At 63.6% G+C, this 21,018-nt stretch carries 14 protein-coding genes and 2 tRNA genes; 11 read left to right on the forward strand and 5 right to left on the reverse strand.

The window, feature by feature from the left end:
• Window positions 1-576 precede the first annotated feature (576 nt).
• The 5 genes from VNH11_28750 to VNH11_28770 all read left to right on the forward strand — a co-directional run bounded on the left by VNH11_28750 (window position 577) and on the right by VNH11_28770 (window position 5,369).
• Window positions 577-1,305, forward strand: a complete 729-nt coding sequence (locus VNH11_28750) for a sulfite exporter TauE/SafE family protein (GenBank protein ID HVA50378.1) — start codon at window positions 577-579, stop codon at window positions 1,303-1,305.
• 235 nt (window positions 1,306-1,540) lie between these two features.
• Window positions 1,541-3,262, forward strand: a complete 1,722-nt coding sequence (locus VNH11_28755) for an SMP-30/gluconolactonase/LRE family protein (protein ID HVA50379.1) — start codon at window positions 1,541-1,543, stop codon at window positions 3,260-3,262.
• Between the two features lie 22 nt (window positions 3,263-3,284).
• A complete protein-coding gene (gene nadC, locus VNH11_28760; GenBank protein HVA50380.1) occupies window positions 3,285-4,220 on the forward strand; it encodes a carboxylating nicotinate-nucleotide diphosphorylase in 936 nt (311 codons plus the stop codon).
• Between the two features lie 173 nt (window positions 4,221-4,393).
• On the forward strand, window positions 4,394-4,921 hold the full coding sequence (locus tag VNH11_28765; protein HVA50381.1) for a histidine kinase dimerization/phospho-acceptor domain-containing protein: 528 nt from the start codon (window positions 4,394-4,396) through the stop codon (window positions 4,919-4,921).
• Window positions 4,922-4,955: 34 nt separating this feature from the next.
• Window positions 4,956-5,369, forward strand: a complete 414-nt coding sequence (locus VNH11_28770; GenBank protein HVA50382.1) for a response regulator — start codon at window positions 4,956-4,958, stop codon at window positions 5,367-5,369.
• On the opposite strand, the gene rpsU is transcribed toward VNH11_28770, so the two are convergent.
• The 3 genes from rpsU to VNH11_28785 form a co-directional block, all read right to left on the reverse strand.
• Window positions 5,370-5,564, reverse strand: coding sequence for a 30S ribosomal protein S21 (rpsU, locus tag VNH11_28775; GenBank protein ID HVA50383.1), 195 nt, complete (start codon window positions 5,562-5,564; stop codon window positions 5,370-5,372).
• A gap of 212 nt (window positions 5,565-5,776) precedes the next feature.
• The gene (locus tag VNH11_28780) at window positions 5,777-6,109 is read right to left on the reverse strand and encodes a hypothetical protein (GenBank protein ID HVA50384.1); all 333 of its coding nucleotides are present in this window, start codon (window positions 6,107-6,109) and stop codon (window positions 5,777-5,779) included.
• Window positions 6,110-6,286: 177 nt separating this feature from the next.
• Window positions 6,287-6,811: a CBS domain-containing protein gene (locus tag VNH11_28785; GenBank protein ID HVA50385.1), complete on the reverse strand. Its 525-nt coding sequence runs from the start codon at window positions 6,809-6,811 to the stop codon at window positions 6,287-6,289.
• 145 nt (window positions 6,812-6,956) lie between these two features.
• Here VNH11_28785 and VNH11_28790 point away from each other — a divergent pair.
• The 5 genes from VNH11_28790 to VNH11_28810 all read left to right on the forward strand — a co-directional run bounded on the left by VNH11_28790 (window position 6,957) and on the right by VNH11_28810 (window position 16,614).
• Window positions 6,957-7,038: transfer RNA gene (locus VNH11_28790), tRNA-Ser, on the forward strand.
• A gap of 659 nt (window positions 7,039-7,697) precedes the next feature.
• The gene (locus tag VNH11_28795) at window positions 7,698-8,294 is read left to right on the forward strand and encodes a hypothetical protein (GenBank protein HVA50386.1); all 597 of its coding nucleotides are present in this window, start codon (window positions 7,698-7,700) and stop codon (window positions 8,292-8,294) included.
• Between the two features lie 134 nt (window positions 8,295-8,428).
• Window positions 8,429-13,699: an RHS repeat-associated core domain-containing protein gene (locus tag VNH11_28800; GenBank protein HVA50387.1), complete on the forward strand. Its 5,271-nt coding sequence runs from the start codon at window positions 8,429-8,431 to the stop codon at window positions 13,697-13,699.
• Window positions 13,700-14,313: 614 nt separating this feature from the next.
• Complete coding sequence (locus VNH11_28805; protein HVA50388.1) at window positions 14,314-15,105, forward strand: PDZ domain-containing protein; 792 nt, start codon at window positions 14,314-14,316, stop codon at window positions 15,103-15,105.
• 1,017 nt (window positions 15,106-16,122) lie between these two features.
• Window positions 16,123-16,614 (forward strand): hypothetical protein, encoded by a 492-nt coding sequence (locus VNH11_28810; protein ID HVA50389.1) that lies wholly within the window; start codon window positions 16,123-16,125, stop codon window positions 16,612-16,614.
• A 740-nt stretch (window positions 16,615-17,354) separates the two neighbouring features.
• Here VNH11_28810 and VNH11_28815 read toward each other — a convergent pair.
• Window positions 17,355-17,427, reverse strand: a tRNA-Ala gene (locus VNH11_28815).
• Window positions 17,428-17,574: 147 nt separating this feature from the next.
• On the opposite strand from VNH11_28815, the gene VNH11_28820 reads away from it, so the two are divergent.
• Entirely contained in the window at window positions 17,575-18,675 is a 1,101-nt protein-coding gene (locus VNH11_28820; protein ID HVA50390.1) for a lysylphosphatidylglycerol synthase transmembrane domain-containing protein, read from the forward strand.
• Window positions 18,676-18,781: 106 nt separating this feature from the next.
• On the opposite strand, the gene VNH11_28825 is transcribed toward VNH11_28820, so the two are convergent.
• Window positions 18,782-20,791, reverse strand: a complete 2,010-nt coding sequence (locus VNH11_28825) for an alpha/beta fold hydrolase (GenBank protein HVA50391.1) — start codon at window positions 20,789-20,791, stop codon at window positions 18,782-18,784.
• Window positions 20,792-21,018 lie beyond the last annotated feature (227 nt).

A 21,018-nucleotide genomic window follows, 5' to 3' on the forward strand; every position in this document is an offset into this window, starting at 1 on the left:
CTGCGCGGGGAAGTCCCGGCATTCATCGCTCAGAGCTAGGTCAAGCAGCGTGCCATCCATGATGGACGTGCTTTTACCCCGGAAATACCAGCGGGGACCAGATCAGTCCGCCAAAAAAAACGGGTTCGGCGAAGCTTTACAACCAGCGAGACGCTTCCTGATGGGTGTTTGCGCATCGTCCGCCGCGCGCGGCGGACGCTTGAAAAACCGGCGCCGCGCGCGGCGCCGGGGTTTTTGCGGGGCGGATACGCTCGCCGCCGCGCGCGGCGGCGACCTTGCGACTTGGGCTTCTTCGGAAAGCTGCATTGCGCGATGGCGACCACGACCTGGCCACCGCCGATCGCGCCGATCACGTGGTCCGCCTCGTTGAAGGACAGGCGGAACGAGCGTAGGTTTTGGCTTGGCGGTTCTAGCGGTCCAATACGAGGGTTCAGGGTTCACTCCCCGTCGCACAATCTATCGGGCGAGAGAGGCGGGTGCAATAATCAAAGGCGTTAGGCTCTGGGCAATTGCGAATTCGCAATTCGCAATTTGCAATATCCTGAACCCTGAACCCTGAACCCTGGACCTTCCTCAATGCCCACCGAAACCCTACTGCTCGCGACCCTCGTCCTGGCCTTGGCCGGTTTCACGCAGGGACTGACCGGTTTCGGCTTCGGCATCACCGCCATGTCGCTGCTGCCGTGGGTGCTGGGACTGGATGAGGCCCATGCGGTCGTGACGTTGACCAGCACGGCGGCCTGCCTGTTGATGGCGGCCGTCACGCTGCGCGACGTGCCGTGGCGCAGCTTGTGGCTGCTGGCGTTGGGCACCACCGCCGGCGTGCCGCTGGGATTTTGGCTGTTCGAATCGCTGCCGCGGTTGCTGGTCACGCGCGTGTTGGGGCTGACGTTGTGCTCGATGGTTCTGTTCGAGATGCTCGTCGTGTGGCACACCGAGTGGCGCTGGCCGCGCTGGCTGGAGCCGTTCGTCGGGCTGGGCAGCGGCATCTTGACCGGCGCCTTCAACGTCGGCGGCCCGCCGCTGGTGGCCTACATTTATTCACAGCCCTGGTCGAAACAGCGGCATGTCGCCGGCCTGACCGCGGTGTTCATGAGCGGCGGTTTGATGCGCGTGGCGCTGCTCGTCAGTCATCGTGAAGTTCCGCCCGACGTGTGGAAGGCGACGGGCTGGTCGCTGGTGCCGATGCTGGCCGCCATCGTGTTCGGCAACCGGCTGCTGGGCCTGATTCCGCAACAGCGGTTGCGAACGGGCGTGTTCGCGGTTTTACTGTTTTTGGGCGGCCGCTATTTGTTGGCCGGGTAATGTAGGGTGGGACCAGCGAGCTTGCGAGCGCCGGCCCACCATAAACGACGTTGCTATCGGTGGGCCGGCGCTCGCAAGCTCGCTGGTCCCACCCTACCTCCAAAACCGAAGTCGTTTGGCAAAACACTTCAGCCATGATTTCTCTTACTGCCCGTCGCCCGTTATCATAGTCACTCGAACCGAGCGGGCGAACCCGCCGGCCGCCCACCCACGCCCAGGCAACAGGACCGACACCATGCGCTCGTCTGCCGTTTCCCTTTCGATCGTCCTCGCGTTGCTGCCCCTGCCGGCCCTCGCCGACGACGCGCAGCCTGCGGTACCCAAGGGCGAGGTGACCAAGTACACGTTCGAAAGCAGCAAGGTTTTTCCCGGCACCGTCCGCGATTATTGGATCTATGTGCCCAAGCAGTACGATCCGGCCAGGCTGGCGTGTCTGCACATCAACCAGGACGGCGTGCAATTCAACGCGCCCGCGGTCTTCGACCGGCTGATCGAGGCCAAAGAAATGCCGGTGGTGATCGGCGTGTTCGTGATGCACGGCCGCGTCAAGGCATCCAGCGACGCGGCACTCGATCGCTTCAACCGCAGTTTTGAATACGACGGGCTGGGCGACAACTACGTCCGCTTCCTGCTGGAGGAGCTGTTGCCCGACGTGGAGAAGCGGACCGCCGCCGACGGTCGGCCGGTCCGGCTGTCGCGCGAGGGCAACGACCGGGCGATCGCCGGCTCCAGCAGCGGTGCGATTTGTGCCTTCACGGCCGCCTGGGAACGGCCCGACGCTTTTCGCCGCGTATTCAGCGCCGTCGGCACTTATGTGGGCCTGCGGGGCGGCAACAACTATCCCACGCTCATCCGCAAGTTCGCGCCGAAGCCGCTCCGCATCTTTCTCGAAGACGGCAGCAACGACCTGAACATCTACGGCGGCGATTGGTGGATGGCCAATCAAGAGATGGAGCGGGCACTCGTCTTCGCCGGCTATGAAGTCAACCACGCCTGGGGCGACGGCGGGCACAACGGCAAGCACGCCACCGAAATCTTCGCCGACGCCACGCGCTGGCTCTGGAAGGACTGGCCGCAACCGATCAAGGCCGGGGCCGGCTCGCCGCAACTGCAAGACATTCTCCTGCCCGGCGAAGATTGGCGGCCTGTCGCCCAGGGCTACAAGTTCACCGAGGGGCCGGCGGTGAATGCCCAAGGCGAGGTTTTTTACAACGACGTGCCGGCCAGCAAAACGTATAAGGTCGGCCTCGACGGCGGCGTGAGCGTGTTTCTCAACGAGACGCAAAAGGGCGACGGCCAGCGGTTCGGCCCCGACGGCCGGCTGTATTCCGTGGCCGGCGGCGCCGAGCAGATCGTCGCTTACGACGCGGCTGGCAAGCCGACGGTGATCGCCGACGGATTTCGCGGCAACGACCTGGTGGTGCGTCACGACGGCAGCGTCTACGTGACCAATCCCGGTTGGAACGGCACCGATCCGAGCAAGATTTGGCTCATCAGTCCGAAGGGTGAGAAGAAAGTCGTCGATACCGGGCTGAAGTTCTCCAATGGCCTCACGCTCTCGCCCGACCAGTCGCTGCTGTATGTCGCAGACAGCCGCAGCCATTGGGTCTACAGCTATCAAATTCAGTCCGATGGCACGCTCCGCTACAAGCAGCGGTATTGTCATCTGCACGTGCCCGACACGGCCGACGACAGCGGGGCCGACGGCATGCGCGTCGATCGCGACGGGCGGCTCTACGTGGCGACCCGCATGGGCATTCAGGTTTGCGATCAGGCCGGGCGGGTCAACGCGATCATCCCCACGCCGAACGGCAAAGTGTCGAATCTCTGCTTTGGCGGCAAGGATTTCGACGTGTTGTTCGCCACCTGCGGCGACCGCGTTTACAAGCGGAAAGTGAAGGTCCCCGGCGCCCCGTCGTTTTTGCCGCCGGTCAGGCCCGCCGCGCCGCGGCTCTAGGGGCTTTTGTCGAGCGATTCGAATGAACGATTTTCGCCAGGTCGAATGGGATGCGGAGGTCGAGGACGACTGCCGCCAGTTGGTGCGACTGGCGGTGCGTGAGGATCTCGAACGGCTTTACGATTGGACCAGCGTGGCCCTCGTGCCGGAGGCCGCCGGCGGAAAAGCGCGCGTCGTCGCTCGCAAGCCGGGCGTGATTGCCGGATTGCCGGCCGCCCGCGTGACGCTCGACGAATACGATCCGCGGCTCGAATGGCGGACGCTGATCGACGACGGACAGCCGGTCGGGGCCGCGACGGTCGTCGCCGAGGTCGCCGGCAATGCCCGCAGTTTGTTGGCGGTCGAGCGGCCGCTGTTGAATCTGCTGGGCCACCTGTCGGGCATCGCCACGCTCACCCGACGCTTTGTCGATGCCGTCGCCGGCACTTCGGCCCGAATCTACGATACGCGCAAGACCACTCCCGGCTGGCGACGGCTGGAGAAGTACGCGGTGCGCCTCGGCGGCGGGCACAATCACCGGCTGGGGCTGTTCGACGGCATCCTCATCAAAGACAACCACCTTGCCCTTGGCGCCGCGGCCGAAGGGCCGCACTTTTCCCCTGCCGACGCCGTGGGCAAGGCACGGGAGTTTTTGGCCCGGCTTGACGAACGCGATGCTCATCGTCGGATGATGGTCGAGATCGAGGTCGACTCGCTCGATCAATTGCGCGAGGTGTTGCCGCTGGGGCCCGACATCGTGCTCTTGGACAACATGCCGCCCTCGATGCTGCGGGAGGCGGTGGAGTTGCGGAACTCGCTTGCGCCGGACGTCGAGCTGGAAGCATCGGGCGGCATCCGTCTGCAAACGGTGGCCGACGTGGCGCGAAGCGGAGTCGAGAGAATCAGCGTCGGGGCCTTGACGCATTCGGCCGAGTGGCTCGATGTGGGGCTGGATTGGCTTGCAGGTCGGCCATTGTGACCTATAGTTTCCGTACACTCCGGTGGCAGGGACGGCCCCCGCACGAAATACCTTGGCGCGGCAGGGAAGCTGGATGCAAGAGGGGACCCCTGCCGCGCCTACTTCCACCGCGGCGCCGTGTAAACCGAATTCATTCCGTTACTGCTCGCGAAACCTCCGTGACCCTAAATGGAATGAATCTGCTCCCAGGCCGTCGCGATGCGATGATCGCCAGGGCGCTGCCGCCGGGCTTAGGGGCCGCAACCGTGCTCTCCGCCGCCGCGGCCCTGGCCACATGTTCGGCCTGGACCGCCCGGCAACCCTGGCTCTTGCAATTCGGCTTTCAAACCTTGGCGATCGCCGCTGCCGCCGCCCCGTTTTGGCTGTGGGCGCGGTGGGCCGCCTCGGACAAACCGGCCGTGCCGCTCCGCTCCGCCGCGCATCGCGGCCCCCTGGCGGAATTCCTGCTGGTGGCCAACCATGAAATGAAAACGCCCCTGGCAGGCATCAAAGCCTATGTCGAATTGCTGGCCGACGGCGATGCCGACGACGACGTGACGCGCGAAGAGTTTCTGAACGGCATCAGCAGTCAGGCCCAACGCTTGGAGGAAGCCATCGACGACTTGCTCGAACGAGCGCGGGCCGAGGTGGAGGTTTCACTGGCCGGAGACACGCTGGCCGACCACGCCGCCGACCACGCCGCCGCCCTCGCCGCCCCTTGACCCTCCCACCGCGCACTTTCCTCAGGAGAACCCTATGACCGCGAAAATCCTGCTCTGCGACGACGAAGTACACATCTTGCGGGCGGCGGAATTCAAGCTGGCCCGTGCCGGCTTCGAGGTGCGTTGCGCCGCCAACGGGCAGGAAGCCTGGGAAGCGATCGAGCTTGATCCGCCCGACCTGCTGATCACCGATCTTCAAATGCCGCGGCTGAACGGGCTGGAATTGATCGAACGCATTCGGCAACGGCCGGACATGGAGAAACTGCCGGTCATCGTGCTGACTGCCAAAGGCTTTGAGTTGTCGCCGGAACGATTGGCGGAAAAGTGGGGCGTGCTGGCCGTGGTCGGCAAGCCGTTCAGCCCCCGTGAACTACTGCGGTTGGTGGAACCGATTGCCGCCCAGGTCGCGGCACGTTCGACACCCTTACTTGAAACCGCCACGCGATAATCAGCGGACCAGGAGCGTGTTGCGACGCGTGCGCCGCTCGGCACGCAATCGGGAGCGGCGGCGTGTTTCGCTCGGTTTTTCGTAGTATTCTTTCCGCCTCATCTCCTTTTTGATACCACTCCGCTCGACCAGCTTTCGGAAACGGCGAACGGCTTCTTGAATCGATTCGCGTTCCCGAACGTTCAACTTGACCACAACTCCTCCTTTACTAAGACTGGAAACGGAAATACCGACGGACAATCCCCAGGCCCCAGCTTTACTTATCGGCAGGGGCGAACCGCTCAGTATAACCACGGCCCACCGCTTCTGTCCATCCCGGCCGTGACGCGGCGACAAGGCCGCCGAGGAGGAATCGGCCGTTAAGCAATTGCCAATTCGCAATTGCCTGAACCCTGAACCCCGAACCCTTACTGTGCCCCTTGGTCCAACTCGACGGCCGTCTCTTGCGACTGCGACGCCGCAACTTGGCTTCGCCGCCGCGCGATCTTCGCCGTGCTCCACTCTTTGGTCAGGGTTTCGAACACTTCGGGCGACTCGTAGCGGACGATATTCTTTCCTTCCGGCATGGGGCCGATCAGGCCGCGGAAGACGGGCAGGCCACGCAGGCCCAGGTCGGTGCTGCAATCGTCGATGCCGACTTGCGTGTGCATCTTGAGCAGCGATTCAGGTTTGTTGTATTCCCTTACACGAAGTTTGCCATCGGTCCCTCGAGTGACGACTCGGACGATCTCTTTGGGCATGGGTGTCGGTCCTACGTGGATAGCTTCGTGACAAGCGAAGTATCGGCGGCGGCGGCGGCGGCGGCGCAGGCTTTTTGGGCCGCTCAACACGGCGGGTCGAACCGCAAGAACCCCTAGATTGCATACGCCGGCAAGACTTGCTACCAGCGGCCGCGAGGCGGGTCGTTCGGGCGGGTTTTAATGATTGGCGGCCGTGAATTGCGCGGCCGTTGCGGCAGGTGACTGATGGAGGGTTTGTAACAACGTTTCCAGAACGACGTACAAATCGGTGCTCGTCAGGATGCCGACCACCTTCCCTCCCTCGACCACCGGCAGGCAGTTGATGCCAAAGCCGCACAGCAATTCGATGGCCTGCGCCAGCGGCGCCGAGGGCGAAATCGTCACCAGGTCGGTGCTCATGATGTCGGCCGCCGTCACGCTTTCCAGCACCCGTTCTTCCGGGTAACGGCCCGGACCAAAGCAGCGAATGACGTCGCGGTCGCTCACCACGCCCACCAGCCGGCCATCGGCATCGGCCACCAGGGGATGGCGAAATTCCTTGGCATGAAAAAGCTTCACCAGTTCGAGCAGCGTCGCGCTTGGCGAGATGCACGTCGGACCGACCGTCATGACGTCGCCGACCGCGACGGTCTCGCCGGACGCCTGCCGCGCGATGTCGAAGAGGCTTTCGAGTTGCTGTCGTTTGCGATCAAGTCGGTCCATGGATGGGCCCGCCCGGAGGTTTGAGGGCGACCGCTCGGCCGGCGCGAACCTGCCGCCCGCCAGCGCGGTCTCAAAGGAAACTTAGTTCACGTTGGGCCAGCTTGCCAATGCACGGCACGCACAGTAGATTCACAAAATGCCGCTCGGAGGGTAAGCGAATGGCTAGCGGCCTGACTCGAAATCAGGTGCCCCTTACGGGGTTGAGGGTTCGAATCCCTTGCCCTCCGCTTCGACGAAAACAAATACGCTGCTTGAACTTGCGATGTTTCTTTGCATGGCATGCCGCCGGCTTGCGCGGCGGTTCCTGACCTCGCTATAGAGCGGCGGCTCAAACCATCTCTCGCCGCATTCCGCCCTACTTCGCGCGCAGCAGGATTCGTGAGAATTCCGGCTCGAACTGTGGGGACGGCCTGACTTCTCACAAAGCCGGCTACCGGCCAGAGCGGTGGCGCGGCCGTCAGCAAGGAAACGATTCCTCCGTCAATCTCCGGTTGACCCGGGCTTTCCACCGTCAAGCATCGTCAAAAAGCGCCGTTCGACCGTCAAGCTCCGTCAAACACCGACGTTCGCATCGTCAAGCGCCGTGGTTTTGCGCCGTCAAGCGCCGATTGCAATGGCCTTGGCGTCGCCCTTAAAGTGACGCCAACACGCGTCAGTGCAATCACAAGCGGATTGCCGACGCGGACCACCTGACCTTTCAAAAGGGCGGCACGCCGATGGCAAGCGACCGGAATCCAATCTTGAAGGCGCAAGACTGCCGCCAAGGCGCTGACGTGCTACTCGCTGACTCGACAAACCGATGGCACGTGGCGATGCGGGCCGAATCCGGACCAAGGCGCCGACGTGCTACTTCACTTCCCCCCAAAACCACCCCAAGGAGGGCCACATGATTCAGGCGATTTCTCCCTGCACCAATCAGATTTGCGATTCCGCTGCGCTGGGCCAACCGCGGATGGATTTTCCCAGCGAAGGTTGGACGCTCCCCGAGCTCTACGACCGGGCAAGGTGGGAGGACAAAGAGATCGGGCATTGCCAGCGGTGCTGCCCCCGCTACTGGTTTTTCGGCAAGGTGCTTTTGCTCGTGCAGGCGCAGGTGCCCGAGGGCGGCTGGCAGGACTGGTGTATCGAAAACCACATTCAGCGCGACCGTTGGCACTGCGGCCGGCTGCTGGCTTTGGCGTTCGAGTCGCCCGACGACGTGGCCGAGCTGACGATCGACGAGGCCGAACGGCTGGCCCGTGAGATTCTCGGCCTGCCCCAACGCCGTTCGACGGCCGACGCCAAGCTCCGCCGCTGGCTTTCGGCCATGAGCAAGTCGCTGCAGGAAAGGCTCGACGAATTCGGCGAGGTCACGAACGTCAAGGACGTGCGCGTCTATGTGGCCGAGCTGCGGCGGAAGCTCAACGAGCTCGATGCCGCCTGTGCCGCACTGGAAAAACGCCACCCCGCCCCCGTCCGCAAACGTCGCAAACAAAAGCCCTGAATCCAAAACCCAAGACCCAAAATCCAAGACCCAAAATCCAAGACCCAAGACCCAAGACCCAAGACCCAAGACCCAAGACCCAAGACCTAAGACCTAAGACGCTGAACCCCGAACCCTCACACACGGAGTCGATCATGTTCAAAAAACGCACGCCAAAATCCCCGCCCCGCCGGTCCAACTCGCTGCTCGAGCGGCTCAGCGAAGGCCTGCCTTGGCTGTGGATGGTCATGCGGCCCAAGCCGCGCCGGGCCAAGCGCCGCACAACCCTCGCCCGGCCCGGTCTGTCGTGGCGGCAGCTCGCGCACGTGCGGGCCATCGAGCAGCTCGAAATGCGGGCCATGCTCTCCATCACCGCCAACAACGCCAACTACGACGCCTCCAGCGCCGGCACCCTCAACGTCGCCGCGCCCGGCCTGCTGGCCGATTGCAGCGACAGCGGCGGTTACCAGATGAGCGCCTACCTGATGGGCAGCCCGAGCTACGGTACCGCCAGCGTCAACACCGACGGCGGCTTCTCCTATACGCCCGACCCGAACTTCACCGGTACCGATACCTTCGAATACTACGCCACCGACACCAACGGCGGCCGCGGCAATATCGCCGCCGTCCAGCTCGATGTGCAGATGGGCGTCGTGACCTTCGTCGATACCACCAAGCTGCCGGTCGATACGATCGACGTCAGCCGGCAAATTCTCAACGACCCCTATCCCGACCAGGCGATCACCTCGCCTCTGCCGGCCGGCGGTTCGGGCGGCACCGTCGTCTCGGCCCAACCGGCCGACGGAGCGCCCGCCACCGCCCACAACCTCTCGCTGGAATATAGCAGCATCGCCGGCAGCCCCGATGTGGTGCTGGAAGGCGACACCCAACTCGCCATCGCGTCGGGCACCATGGGCACCGTCGAAGTCTCCGCCACCCTCGACGGCGCGGCCGCGGGCACCAGCTACTTCACCACCCAGTACCTCGGCGCCGACCCCACCGTCCACGTGGCCATCCAGACCAGCACCTCGCTGCCCACCGGTTGTTATCCCTACACGCTGACCCTCAGCGGCAGCACCTACGGCACTCCCACGATCAGCGGCTACGTGAACGTGGTCAACAACAGCGCCAGCCCGTTCGGCCTGGGCTGGGACATGCCCGGCCTCGACCGCCTCTACCAGAACAACGTGCCGGGCGTGCCCGCCGGCGTGCTCCTTACCGACGGCAGCGCTGAGGGCTGGTATTTCACGGCCGGCTCGGGCAACAGCTACACCAGCCCGGCCGGACCCCACGCCTTCGACACGCTCACCGCCGTCAGCGGCGGCGGCTGGCAGCTTGTGACGCGCCAGGGCGTCACCTTCACCTTCAACGGCTCCGGCGACCTCACCAGCCGCGTCGAGCGCACCGGTGAGACCACCGCCTACGGCTGGACCGGCGCCGATCTGACATCGATCACCGATCAATTCGGGAGGTCCGTCGATTTGAGCTATGCCTCGGGCCTCCTCAGCTCGATTAGCGACTATGCGGCCGACGTCTGGAGCTTTGGCATGACGAGCGGCGATTTGACCAGCGTCACTGAGCCCAACCCAGGCGGCGGCTCGCCCGTTTGGCAATACGCCTATTCGGTGGGATACATGACCAGCGAAACCGACCCCAACAGCAACGAATCGCAATTCGTGCTCAACAGCTACCATCGCCTCAGCCAGACCACTCTGCCTGGCGGAGCGAGCACCGCGGACACCAGCGAGCAGAACTACGGCTACGGCGGTACGCAATACCAGCCCTCGCAAGGCACGCTCGCCTCCAGCGTGGTTCCCAGCGCGACGGACGCCGATGGCAATACCAGGTCCTATCAAACGGACCAGCTCGGGGATGTGATCAGCCAAACCGACGCGGCGGGCAACACCACAACCATCCAGCGGGATGCCAACGGCTTGCCGACCGTGATCACCCAGCCGCCGCCGACCACGGGCGCCACCTCGCCCGTGACCACCATCGCCCACGATTCGATGGGCAACGAAACGTCGGCCAGCGGGGCCATGCCGACCTACGGCACGTGGACGTTCAACGCCTTCGGCGAGTGGGCCACCTTCATCGACACGACCGGAAAAGAATGGCTGCGAACCTTCGATAGCAAAGGCGATGTGCTGACCGAGCAAGATCCGTCGGGCAACCAGGTTTCGTGGACGTTTAACTCTTACGGGGAGCCTTTGACGATGACCGTGCCGGCGCCCAATAACGGCACGGGCACCGAGACCACGCAGTATTTCTACGACCAGTACCAGCGGCTTGACGAGATCGAGTGGCCCGACGGCAGCACCCAGCTCTTCGCCTATAACGCCGACGATCGCCAAACCAGTTTCACGAACGAAGACTCGGCGACGACCACCACGGCCTACGACGTCCTGGGGCGTGTCGTAAGCGTGACGAACGCGCTAAACGGCGTCGTATCAATGACTTACGACAAAGACGGAAACGTGCTCACCACGCAAGACGAAATGGGCAACATTTCCAGTCTTCAATACAATTCGCGCAACGAGTTGGTGCAAGAGACCTTGCCCGCGCCGGCGACCGGCGATGCCAATCCCGTGCTCTCATTCACCTATGACGCAAACGGAAATCAACTAACGTCCACTTCTGCGCTCGGTCGCGTCGCGTCCTACACGTGGGACAAGTTGAACCGCATGGCCAGCGAAACGCTGCCCGCGCCCGCCAAGGGCCAGTCGTGGCCGGTGACGACGGTGGCCTACGACAACCTCTCGCGCAAGGTGTCGGAGACGAACGCCCTGTCGGGCACCACGACCTGGGCCTACGCCAATGCCGACGAACGGCTGGTCACGACTGAAACGTTGCCCGCCCAAAGCGGTTCGGGTCAGGGACCAACGACGACGTTCGGTTTTGATGCCGACGGGCGGCCGGTGACGGTCACCGATGCCATGAATCACAACCAAACGACCGCCTATACGGCCGACGCGCAGGTGGCCTCGGTAACCGACAATTTGAACCACAGCACCTCGTATTCCTATGGGCACCTGGGAGAACTGCTCGGCACTACCGACGGGCTGAACCATACCGGCAGCCATCAATATGATTCTCGCTTTCGGCTCGTGCAAACCACGGACGCCAACGCGGGAGTGACCCAAATCACCCTGGATCCGGCGGGAAACGAAGTGAAGCTCGTCGACCCGGCTGGTAATTCTACTTCATGGACGTATGACCAGTTAAACCGCCAGCTCACGGAAACGAATGCCGGCGGAACGACGACTTGGGGCTATAACCCATCTTCTGACGTGACCAGCATCCAGGATGCCGACGGGCGCGTCCGAGATTTCACGTATGACAACCTGCACCGGCTGACGGCCGAGCAGTGGATGAGCGGCGGCACGGTGATCGCCACGATGGCCTACACATACGATGCCGATAACGAACTGCTCACCGCCAGCGATCCGAACTCGGCCTACGCCTTCGCCTATAACGGAGATGGCCTGGTGACTTCGACCGACAACGCGGGCACGCCCAACGTGCCCGACGTGCTGCTCACCAACGGCTACGACCTGATGGGTGACCGCACCAGCCAGTCGGCCACCGTCGCCGGCACGCTCGACTTCCTCAACAGTTATTCCTACGACGGCGATCAGAACTTGACGAGCGTCACGCAGCAGGACCAGACCGGCGGCAACATCGTCTCGCCCAAGGAGGCCGACTACGACTACAACGCCCTGGGCCAAGTCACGGATACGTGGGCGTACAACACTCTCGGCGGCCCGCGCAGCGACGTGTTGCATGGGGCTTATTCCTACGACACCGGCAACCGCCTGACCGGCCTGGCCTACACCTCGAACGCCGGCGCCAACACGATAGACACCTTGGGCTGGGGCTACGACGCCGCGAACAACATCACCAGTTTCACCAGCATCGACGGCACGGCCAGCTATGGTTATGACCCCACGAACCAGCTCACGTCGGCGACCTACACCACGGCGCCCGGTGGCACCCAGCCGGCCAACGAAAGCTATTCGTTCGACCTCAACGGCAACAGAACGAATACCGGATATTCGACCGGCTCCGACAACCTGATCACCAGCGACGGCACGTTCAACTATCAGCACGACGCCGACGGCAACACCACCGTCCGCACCCGGATCTCGACGAATTACGCCAGCGACTATCAGACCACGTATTCCTGGGACTACCGCAATCGCCTCACGGACGTCGAATACTACGACAACAACAGCGTGCTGACCGAGCACGTGCATTATGTTTACGACGTGTTCGATCATCTCCTGGCCACCGAAGTCGACACGACCGGCAGCGGCACCTACAACGAGATCGAGCATTACGTGCTCGATGTGTCGCGCGAAATCCCCGCGGCCGGCGTACCGGGCACGGCGCTGGCGCAGCCGGTGTTCGTGGTCGACGGCAACGGGAACCTGACGCAGCGGAACCTGGTGGCCCTGAATCCGGCGGGGGTCGACGCGGTCACTGCGCAGGAGGCGGTCTCTTCGCCCAACCAGGGCGGCGTCAACACCTGGGCGGCGGACGACAACCTCGGCACTCCGCACGACATCGTCAGCAACAGCGGCACGGTTCTGAATCACATTGTCGACACCGTCTTTGGCGAGACGGCGTACCAGAGCGACCCCTCGGTGACATGGTGGTCCGGCTTCGCGGGGGGCCATGAGGATGCGATTACTGGTCTGGTGAACAACTACCACCGCTGGTACAATCCCGCCACAGCCACCTGGGAGAGCCAGGATCCCGCGGGCTTCATGGCCGGTGACGTCAACTTGAGTCGGTACGCGCGAAACGACCCCAGCGACAGGATTGATCCGCTCGGTTTACAGTCGCCGCAGCCTTCACCGGGTGGGCCGTTCTCGCAGGCGGCGCAGCAGGCTGCTGCGGACATGGCCGCCATGCAGCAACAGATGCAGCAGCACCAGCAGCCGGGCGGGGTACTCCCAGCCTCGAGCCCCTTTGCTGCTGCAGTCACGAGCGAAGGTGGAACGGTAGCGGCGGCAGCGGCCGAGCAGGCCATGGAGGCCGCAGAGCTCGCGGCGCAGATCGGCGGCGACGTGGGACCATCGGGCGACCTGCTGCAGACGCAGGAGGCGAGCATGAAGCTTGAGGCGAGTTCGCCTAGCGCACCCCTTAAGCTTGAAGAAATCAAATTCGAGCAGAGCGCGCTGTTCGCGAAAGCGGCCATGTTCGCCACCGTCAACGAGACGAACCAAATCATGATTGGAGTGCAGAATGCGAACGGCGCCACTGCCTTGCAGGCGGGGCTCGCGATGCAGTTGTACGAAATGTCTGCGCCGTTCAATCTTACCGCGAAAATCGGCTTCATCTTGAGCGAGCCGCTCATGAACCACTCTAGAGAAAACACCAAGGAGACCCTTTGGATTCAAGGGACGATAATTCTCCCTTAACGATGAACTGGAGGAGCTGACGGAGCTTTGGGGGCGACGCCGGCAACGTCGATGTTGGATCGCAATTAGGGGTTAACAGGGTCTGAGACGGTTCCCGCGTGCATCGTGCATGCTAGCGCGGAACGCCTCATAAGGACGTCCTGCTCGGACGCTCATGCAGAATGTCTTGCGCTGTTAATCACGACCGGACGAAGCTTGTGGTGCCAGGACTCTTCTGCGCGCGTCTTGGTATTTGCTTGGCCCTACTCGTCACGACCCATGGGAGGGCGGAGCCGACGTCCGGCCACGAGAAGCTCGTCGAGGCGCGAGCCAAATTCGACCCCAATGGGCCACTCATCGGGGTTCCCATTAACTTGAACGGGACGACGCGGCCTTTTTTCATCGACACGGGCGCATCCATAACGGCCGTCGATTTGTCAGTCCGCGCGGAGTTAGGAAATCTCTTGCGGAACGTGGAAGTACATACATCGAATGGGACCAGACAGCTTGAGCTTTTCGCGGCACCGCGGGCTAAATTTGGGGATCGCGTTCTTTCGGGCGTCACGGAGGTTCTTTGCCACGATATGTCGTGGGCGCGCGAGGGCACCGGAGTCGATGTTGCAGGTATAATTGGAATGGACTTCCTCTGGCAACGAATCCTGCGACTCGATTTCGATCGAGGCGAGGTCGCGTGTCTCCGCGGCATTCCCAAAGGATCGGGAGAACCGCTGCCGCTAGATCGCCTGCCCCGGGGACCCGCCGTAACGCTGGAGATAAGCGGTTTGGGTCGCCTGCCGTTCACCATTGACACAGGCTGCACAGGCCAGGGCACGATCGAGGCCGGGCACTTCGCCACGATGGTGGATGGCGCGCATGCGGCGCACGTTACGACGGCGCGCGTCGCATCGGCGGGGGGAGTTTCGTCGCGGCGCGGTGCGCTGGCTGCGGGCGTCGCGCTGGGCGACTTCCGCCACTGCGACGTACTGTTCTATGAAGGTGAGAGCAATCTGCTAGGTCTTGAGTACCTCTCGCGATACGTCGTTACGTTCGATTTCCCCGGCAAGCGAATGTACCTTCGGCCGAGCGCGCGCCACAACAATCCGAGTCACTGGGACCTTAGCGGCGCGAATCTCTCGCGAAAGGACGGATGCACCGTCGTTTCGTTCGTGCTGCCTGGCAGCGCCGCCGAGCGCGCTGGCTTGGCCGTTGGCGATTTGATCGAGATGATAGATTCACGGCGCACCAGCGGGCGCACACTGTGGGATATCTGTCGGCCCCTTCGGGAACCCGGCACCCACACGCTCTGCGTTGAGCGAGGGAATCACACTATCGATCTTACTTTGCTTTTAGAGCGGCCCGAGAGCACCGCCGCAGCAGCCCCTGCGGCCAAAGCCACAACTGAAGTCACAAAGGGCAAACGGCGGTGATCAACCACAATTGGCTGCGACGCCGCCTCTGCACGTCTCGCACGCATCGCGCCTGCCCTTGGGATCGTCCTAACTTCGGTTTTCGGCACGGCTTCGCCAAGGTTGAGCGTAGTCGGCATGCCACCGGCGCGGCTGACACGAGAACCCTCCAAGCCAGCCCTACGGTAGGAACGACGTAGGCGGACGGTTGGCGGCGGGCGGTAGGCGGCCGAGCGACGTGCAGCGTGCCGTGTCGGAACGTCGCAAATCGAAGCAGTAAAAGCATTTACGTCGATCATGCGGGGTGGCGCCGGACGGCGAAAAGGGGAGAAGTCCAATGATTGACTCCGCAACGTATGCCCGACGCGCTGCGGCAACCTCCCGCACCCATCACGAATGCCCTTGGGATCGTCGCGACTTCGGTTTTCGGCACGGCTCCGCCAAGGTTGAGCGTAGTCGGCATGCTACCGGCGCGGCCGACACAAGAACCCTCCAAGCCAGCCCTTCGGTAGGAACGACGTAGGCGGACGATTCACGGCGGGCGGTAGGCGGACGATTGGCGGCGGGAGATAGGCCGATGTCGGAACGTCGCAAATCAAAGCGGCAAAAGCATTTACGTCGACCATGCGGAGAGGCGCCGCACCGGCGCCCGCGGCGGCGCCTAAACAAAAGCGACACGCGCGCGGCGCTTTTGTTCAGGAACGGGCCGCGCGCGGCGTGCGGCCACGCGCTGGAGGTGCCCCTGGATGTCCGCGTGCCGCTGACGCACGCGCAACCGAAGTCGCCAGCTCCAGAACGCTGGACGCGACAAACGTGTTGCCTGCCGCGCCGGCCGAGGCCCTGTCGTCGATCGCAGCGACCATCGCCATGAGCGAAAAATGCGCGGGTGCTTGACTTTGGCCGAGTGATTGTTATGTTAAGTGGGACGAAGACCGTGCCCGTTAGGCGGAATCAAACAAGGCGACGGCAAGTGCCGTGATGGAAGCCGGGGGGACGGGGTCAGAACATTTCCATCGGCTTTCATACGGAGATTTCGCCATGGCACGCTCAGTGCGTACGGCGCAGCGCTCCCTGGAGTCGCGCGCCTCGATTCCGTTGACCGACTCGGTCATTCTTGTCGATATCCATTATCACCCCTCGCCCGGCTCGCCCCTGATTCTGGCCGAGACGGTCGTCGAGGAGTTTCCCAGGTACGACGCGCTGCGGCGCGAGCTCTGGTTTCTGGGAGTGCTGGTCAAGAAGCTAAGAGTGTCGTCCGAGAACCAAGAGACGTTTCTCAACTGCTACGAAGACCAAGGGTGGCAGCGGCTGCTCTTCGACCCGCTGTCGCCCAATGGCACAACCGACCCTCACAAGCGCTTTTTCGACACCGTCGCGTCGCTGAACAAGCGCCATGCCAACCCCGGCTGGCTCGCGTTCCAGCCCGACGGCGGCGAAAAACTGTACTGGGTCGAAGGCCCGCAGGCGATCGAGCATCTCGCGCTGCGGCACGCCACGCCGCGCGCCCGTGCTCTGTCAGCCGTGCTGTGATCGGTCGACGCGGTGGCTGGGGCAGAAGCTGGCCGAGGTAGACGTCGGCTCTACCAAAACGCGCTGCCGGCCAGCGATGCGCCGGTTGTCGCGCTACCGGGGCATCGCCGCGACGGAGCGGACTGGGCGAGCTTGCGCGTCGAACTCGGCTCTGCCCCAGCCACCCCATAGGACCGGAACCAGCCGGATTTACGCGGGAGGGGCCAAGAGGCACGGACGGGCTTGTCGTCGGCCGCGCCGTGCAGCCAGAGGTATAATCTGCACCAGGGCCACTCCTCGGCGCGACGCACGAGGTCCGCGCGCAAGGCGTACCACATGCACTTGCAACAGGACAAAGACCAGCGGCTCTCGCCGCGGACCGCGCGCACCTACATGCAGCTCGCCCGCAACTGACCGCGCAGCACCCCGATGGCTATTCGTCGCAACGGCAGGCCCTGAAAGCACTTGCGGCGATCGTGCAGACGGACGAACCCGCCCCGGACGCAGCCAGTTCGGCCGCGCGCGGCCAAAGTGCCGTCGCCAGTTCGGCTGCGCGCAGCCAAAGTGAGGTCGCCAGTTCGGCCGCGCGCCGCCAAAGTGCCGTCGCCGGTCCGGCCGCGCGCGGCGCAAGTGCGGGCGGCAAGCGCAGGCGCACCGGTCCGGTTTGGCGGGCCTCGGGCACGTTCGTCCGCGAGGCCCTGCGCCTGGTCAACTCCCTCGACGCGATGCGACACGCGTGTCGCGTGCGCTGCTGGAAAAGGTGGAGGATAGGGGACTTGAACCCCTGACCTTCTGGCTGCCAGCCAGACGCTCTCCCAACTGAGCTAATCCCCCAAGGCAACCAAAAACAAGACCGTGCCCAGCGCGCAGATTGCCGCCCTTCCCTGGTCAACTGGTCTTGTCATGGCGAAGTGAAAAGCCTATCACCACATGCTGCCGGTGTCAAGGACACCGCCGAAATTTGCACCTATGCACGGACCTATGCAGCGACTCAAACCCCATCTTAAACGCATCGTTTTCAATCTGCTCAAGTTCGGCGTGTCGCTTGGGATCGTGGTTTGGCTCGTCATCGGCGCCTGCCGCGACCAGGCGTTCGCTCAGTTGAGCCAGCAGCCGAAGGACTGGCCGCTGCTCGCACTGGCCGCCGGTGCCGGGCTGGGGGCCGTTTTGCTCACCTTCGTACGCTGGCTCGTGCTCGTGCGGGCACTCGACCTTCCCTTCACGCTCAAAGACGCTCTGCGGCTGGGATTCCTCGGATACCTGCTCAATTTCGTGTCGCTGGGGGCCGTCGGCGGCGATCTGTTCAAGGCCGTGTTCGTGGCCCGCCAGTTTCCCGGCCGCCGGCCCGAAGCCGTGGCCACCGTCGTGCTCGATCGCGTCGTCGGCCTCTATATGCTGTTCGTCATGGCCAGCGTGGCCATCCTCGCCACGGGGCAACTCCACAATTCCGACGAAACCGTCCGTATCATCGGCCGCGGGGCCCTGCTGGCCAGCATGCTCGGCGCGGCCGGCATCCTCGTGATGCTCATTCCCGGCGTCACTCAGGGAAGCTTCTCGTCGTTGCTCAACCGGCTCCCCAAAGTCGGCCCGACCTTTGGAAAACTGCTGGGAGCCATTCGCATTTATCGCAGCCGGCCGGGCGTACTGGTTCTCTCCGCACTGATCAGCGTAGGAGTCCACTCGCTCAGCACGCTGTCGGTCTACCTGGTGGCCCGCGGCTTGCCCGGCGAGTGCCCCTCGCTGGCGGACCATTTCGTCATGGTTCCGCTGGCCTTCGTGACCGGCGTGTTGCCGTTGCCCGTCAACGGCTTGGGGGCCTTCGAGATGGTGGTGAAGATGCTCTATGAACGCGTGCCGCTCGACATCCACGTGGCCGAAGGGCAGGGCTTTGTGGTTTCGCTGGGCTATCGGGCCGTGACCATCCTGATCGCCCTGATCGGCGTTTGCTACTACCTGGCCAGCCGCCGCGAAGTGGCCAAGGTGCTGGCCGAGGCCGAACGCGAGATGGACGAAGAAGGCGAGCAGCCGGCGGCGGGAAGTCCGGACCTTTGCACCTCGGAACTCCGCGTCTCAAATTGCTGACAGGGCGTTAGGCCGCCAATGTCTCATTCTCGGCCGAGTGAAGTAGAACGCCTTGAACGCGGTGGGCCGGCGCTCGCAAGCTCGCTTGTCCCACCCTGCGACCGGCTCAGCGGCGCATTTCGCCGGTCATGCTCTCGCCCGCTGTGCGGTCGCCGCGGGGTGCCCGATAGGGGAACGCGTTCAGGTCGCGGAGGTGTTCCAGCAGGATGCGGCGAACTTCCAGAATGCTGAGCGGATGGCGGTTGACCGTCGTGTGATCTGCCGGCACTTTTGTTTCCGAGGCCACGTTGTCGAGGTGCGCGCTCTCATACGACACCACGCCGTCGGTGCCGCCGGCCACCGACCCGATCAGGCCCTTGTTGGGCAGCACTCCCACGATGTTATGACACTTCAGCCATGGCGGCTGAGGCGCTTCAAGCAGCACGGGCAGAATCGGCGAATCGGGCGCCAGCGAGTCGACGCTGGTCTTCACTTCCAAGATGGTATGATCTCGAAACACGCCCGGATTCTCTTTCAACAGCTCATCGCGGTGCAGCAACTGGAGCTTCGGCAAATTGATCAGCTCGTTGGCCAGCCAGCGCGTGGCGTTGTTGGCAAAGCGGCTGCCGCGATGCGGCGTGGCAATGGTGATCAGCCGGCGGACCGCCGGTTCCGGACGAAAGAAAAACACGTCTTCGAGCTGCCGCCGCTCGCCGGACGAAGCTTTGACGAGCCGAAACGGCTTGTCGCTGACAATGTGCCAGAAGTCGTCGCGGCTGGCCACCGTCTGCATCTTGGCCACCAGCCCGCCCATGCTGTGGCCCACCAGCACCATCTGGTCGAAGGCCGGCTCGCGGCGCCGCGGATCGAGCACGGCCCGCGCGTGCGCCAGGTCTTTGCGCAGCCGCGTGGCGCCCTGCCAGAACGGCTGGGCCGTGGGATAGAGATAGAACCAGAACTGGTAATGTTTGCGGATCTCCGGGTCACCGCGCAGGTCGTTGAACATTTCCATCCAGGTCATGGGGCTCGACCAGAGTCCGTGGACCATCAGCACCGGAATCTTGTCGGGCTCGTAGGGCTGCAGCATGTAGAGACCCGCTTCGGCGGCCGTCTGTTCGGGGTGCAACAGTCCTTGGGTGGCCACGGTTTCCAGGTTCAACCGCGGATTGTTCGGATCGAGCAACGGGTCGTTGAGGAAATACGCCAGCGGCGTGCTGAGGTCGGTCTCCAGCGGCACTCGCCGGTTGCCGGCCAAGATGTCGGTCGATAACAGCGGATCGTAAAGATTCAAGATCGCCGTGTGCCGCGGGCGCGTGCCGTCGCCCGAGGTCTGCTGATCGGGCACGACGTGCAAGAAGGCCGTCACCGGAAAGCTCAGCACGGCGGGCAGAAACTGTTCTTCCGGCCGCTGCTCGCCCCGACGCTCGCGGATGGCGATCAACGGCACGCCCAGGCCAAAGTTGTGGAACTGGTTTTTCAGTTCCCGCACTTCGTAGTCGGAAACGAACTTGAAGGCCGCGAAGTCGTCGTTCTGCCAACGCCCCGGACTGACCACGATTTTGACGTCCCAGGCCTGGCTCGCCGATTCGATGCTGTAGGTGCGGCCTGGCAACAGCCCGCCCCGCCGTTGCACCAAGCGCAAGGTGCTTTCCAACGCCCCGTTGTAGAGATCGCACGCGCTGCGAAACTCAGGATCGTAGGGATTTCGCATCGGTCCGTAACGCGGATCGAAAAGATAGAGGTAGGCGTGCGTGACCGTGGTGCCGAAGTAGTCGAGCGCCAGATCGGGATTCTTCAGCTCCGCTTTTCGTCCGGCGATGTAGTTCAATTCGGCGAAGGCATAGACTTTGTCGGGCGTCGGCTCGCGGTCGACGATGGCCTGAAACTTATCCAGCAACGGCTGCAGGTTGCCGTGCAGGTCGTCGCGCAGGTTATACAGCCGCAGCAGTTGCAACGTGCGAGCGCTCGGCTGCGGACCGCCGCGCGACGTGAGCTTGAGCTGCTCGACCAGCGGGCTGCGCGGCACCGAGCGCACCTTGACATAGTGCGTGGTGCCGCAGCCGGTCAAAACCGCGACGACCGCGGCGCAGGCCAGCCGGGCGACGGTCGAAGGCGCGTCGTTGCGGTGGGCGAGCATGGTTTGGAACGTGGCGGGGATCCGATGCAGAATGAGCTTCCTGACGGGCGCGGCTCCGCCCTCTAATAATGGGGCTGCACAATAGGGAGACCACGTGAAATGGGTCAATGCCGGTTTCGCCGCTGCTGTAGGGAACGCCCTCCGCGTGTGGCGTTCCGCGGCGTCGCCGGTGGAGAGTCCATGGGTGGGCCGCGGAACGCCACGGAGGGCGTTCCCTACAGAGTCTG

Source organism: Pirellulales bacterium, assembly GCA_035533075.1.
Lineage (GTDB): Bacteria > Planctomycetota > Planctomycetia > Pirellulales > JAICIG01 > DASSFG01.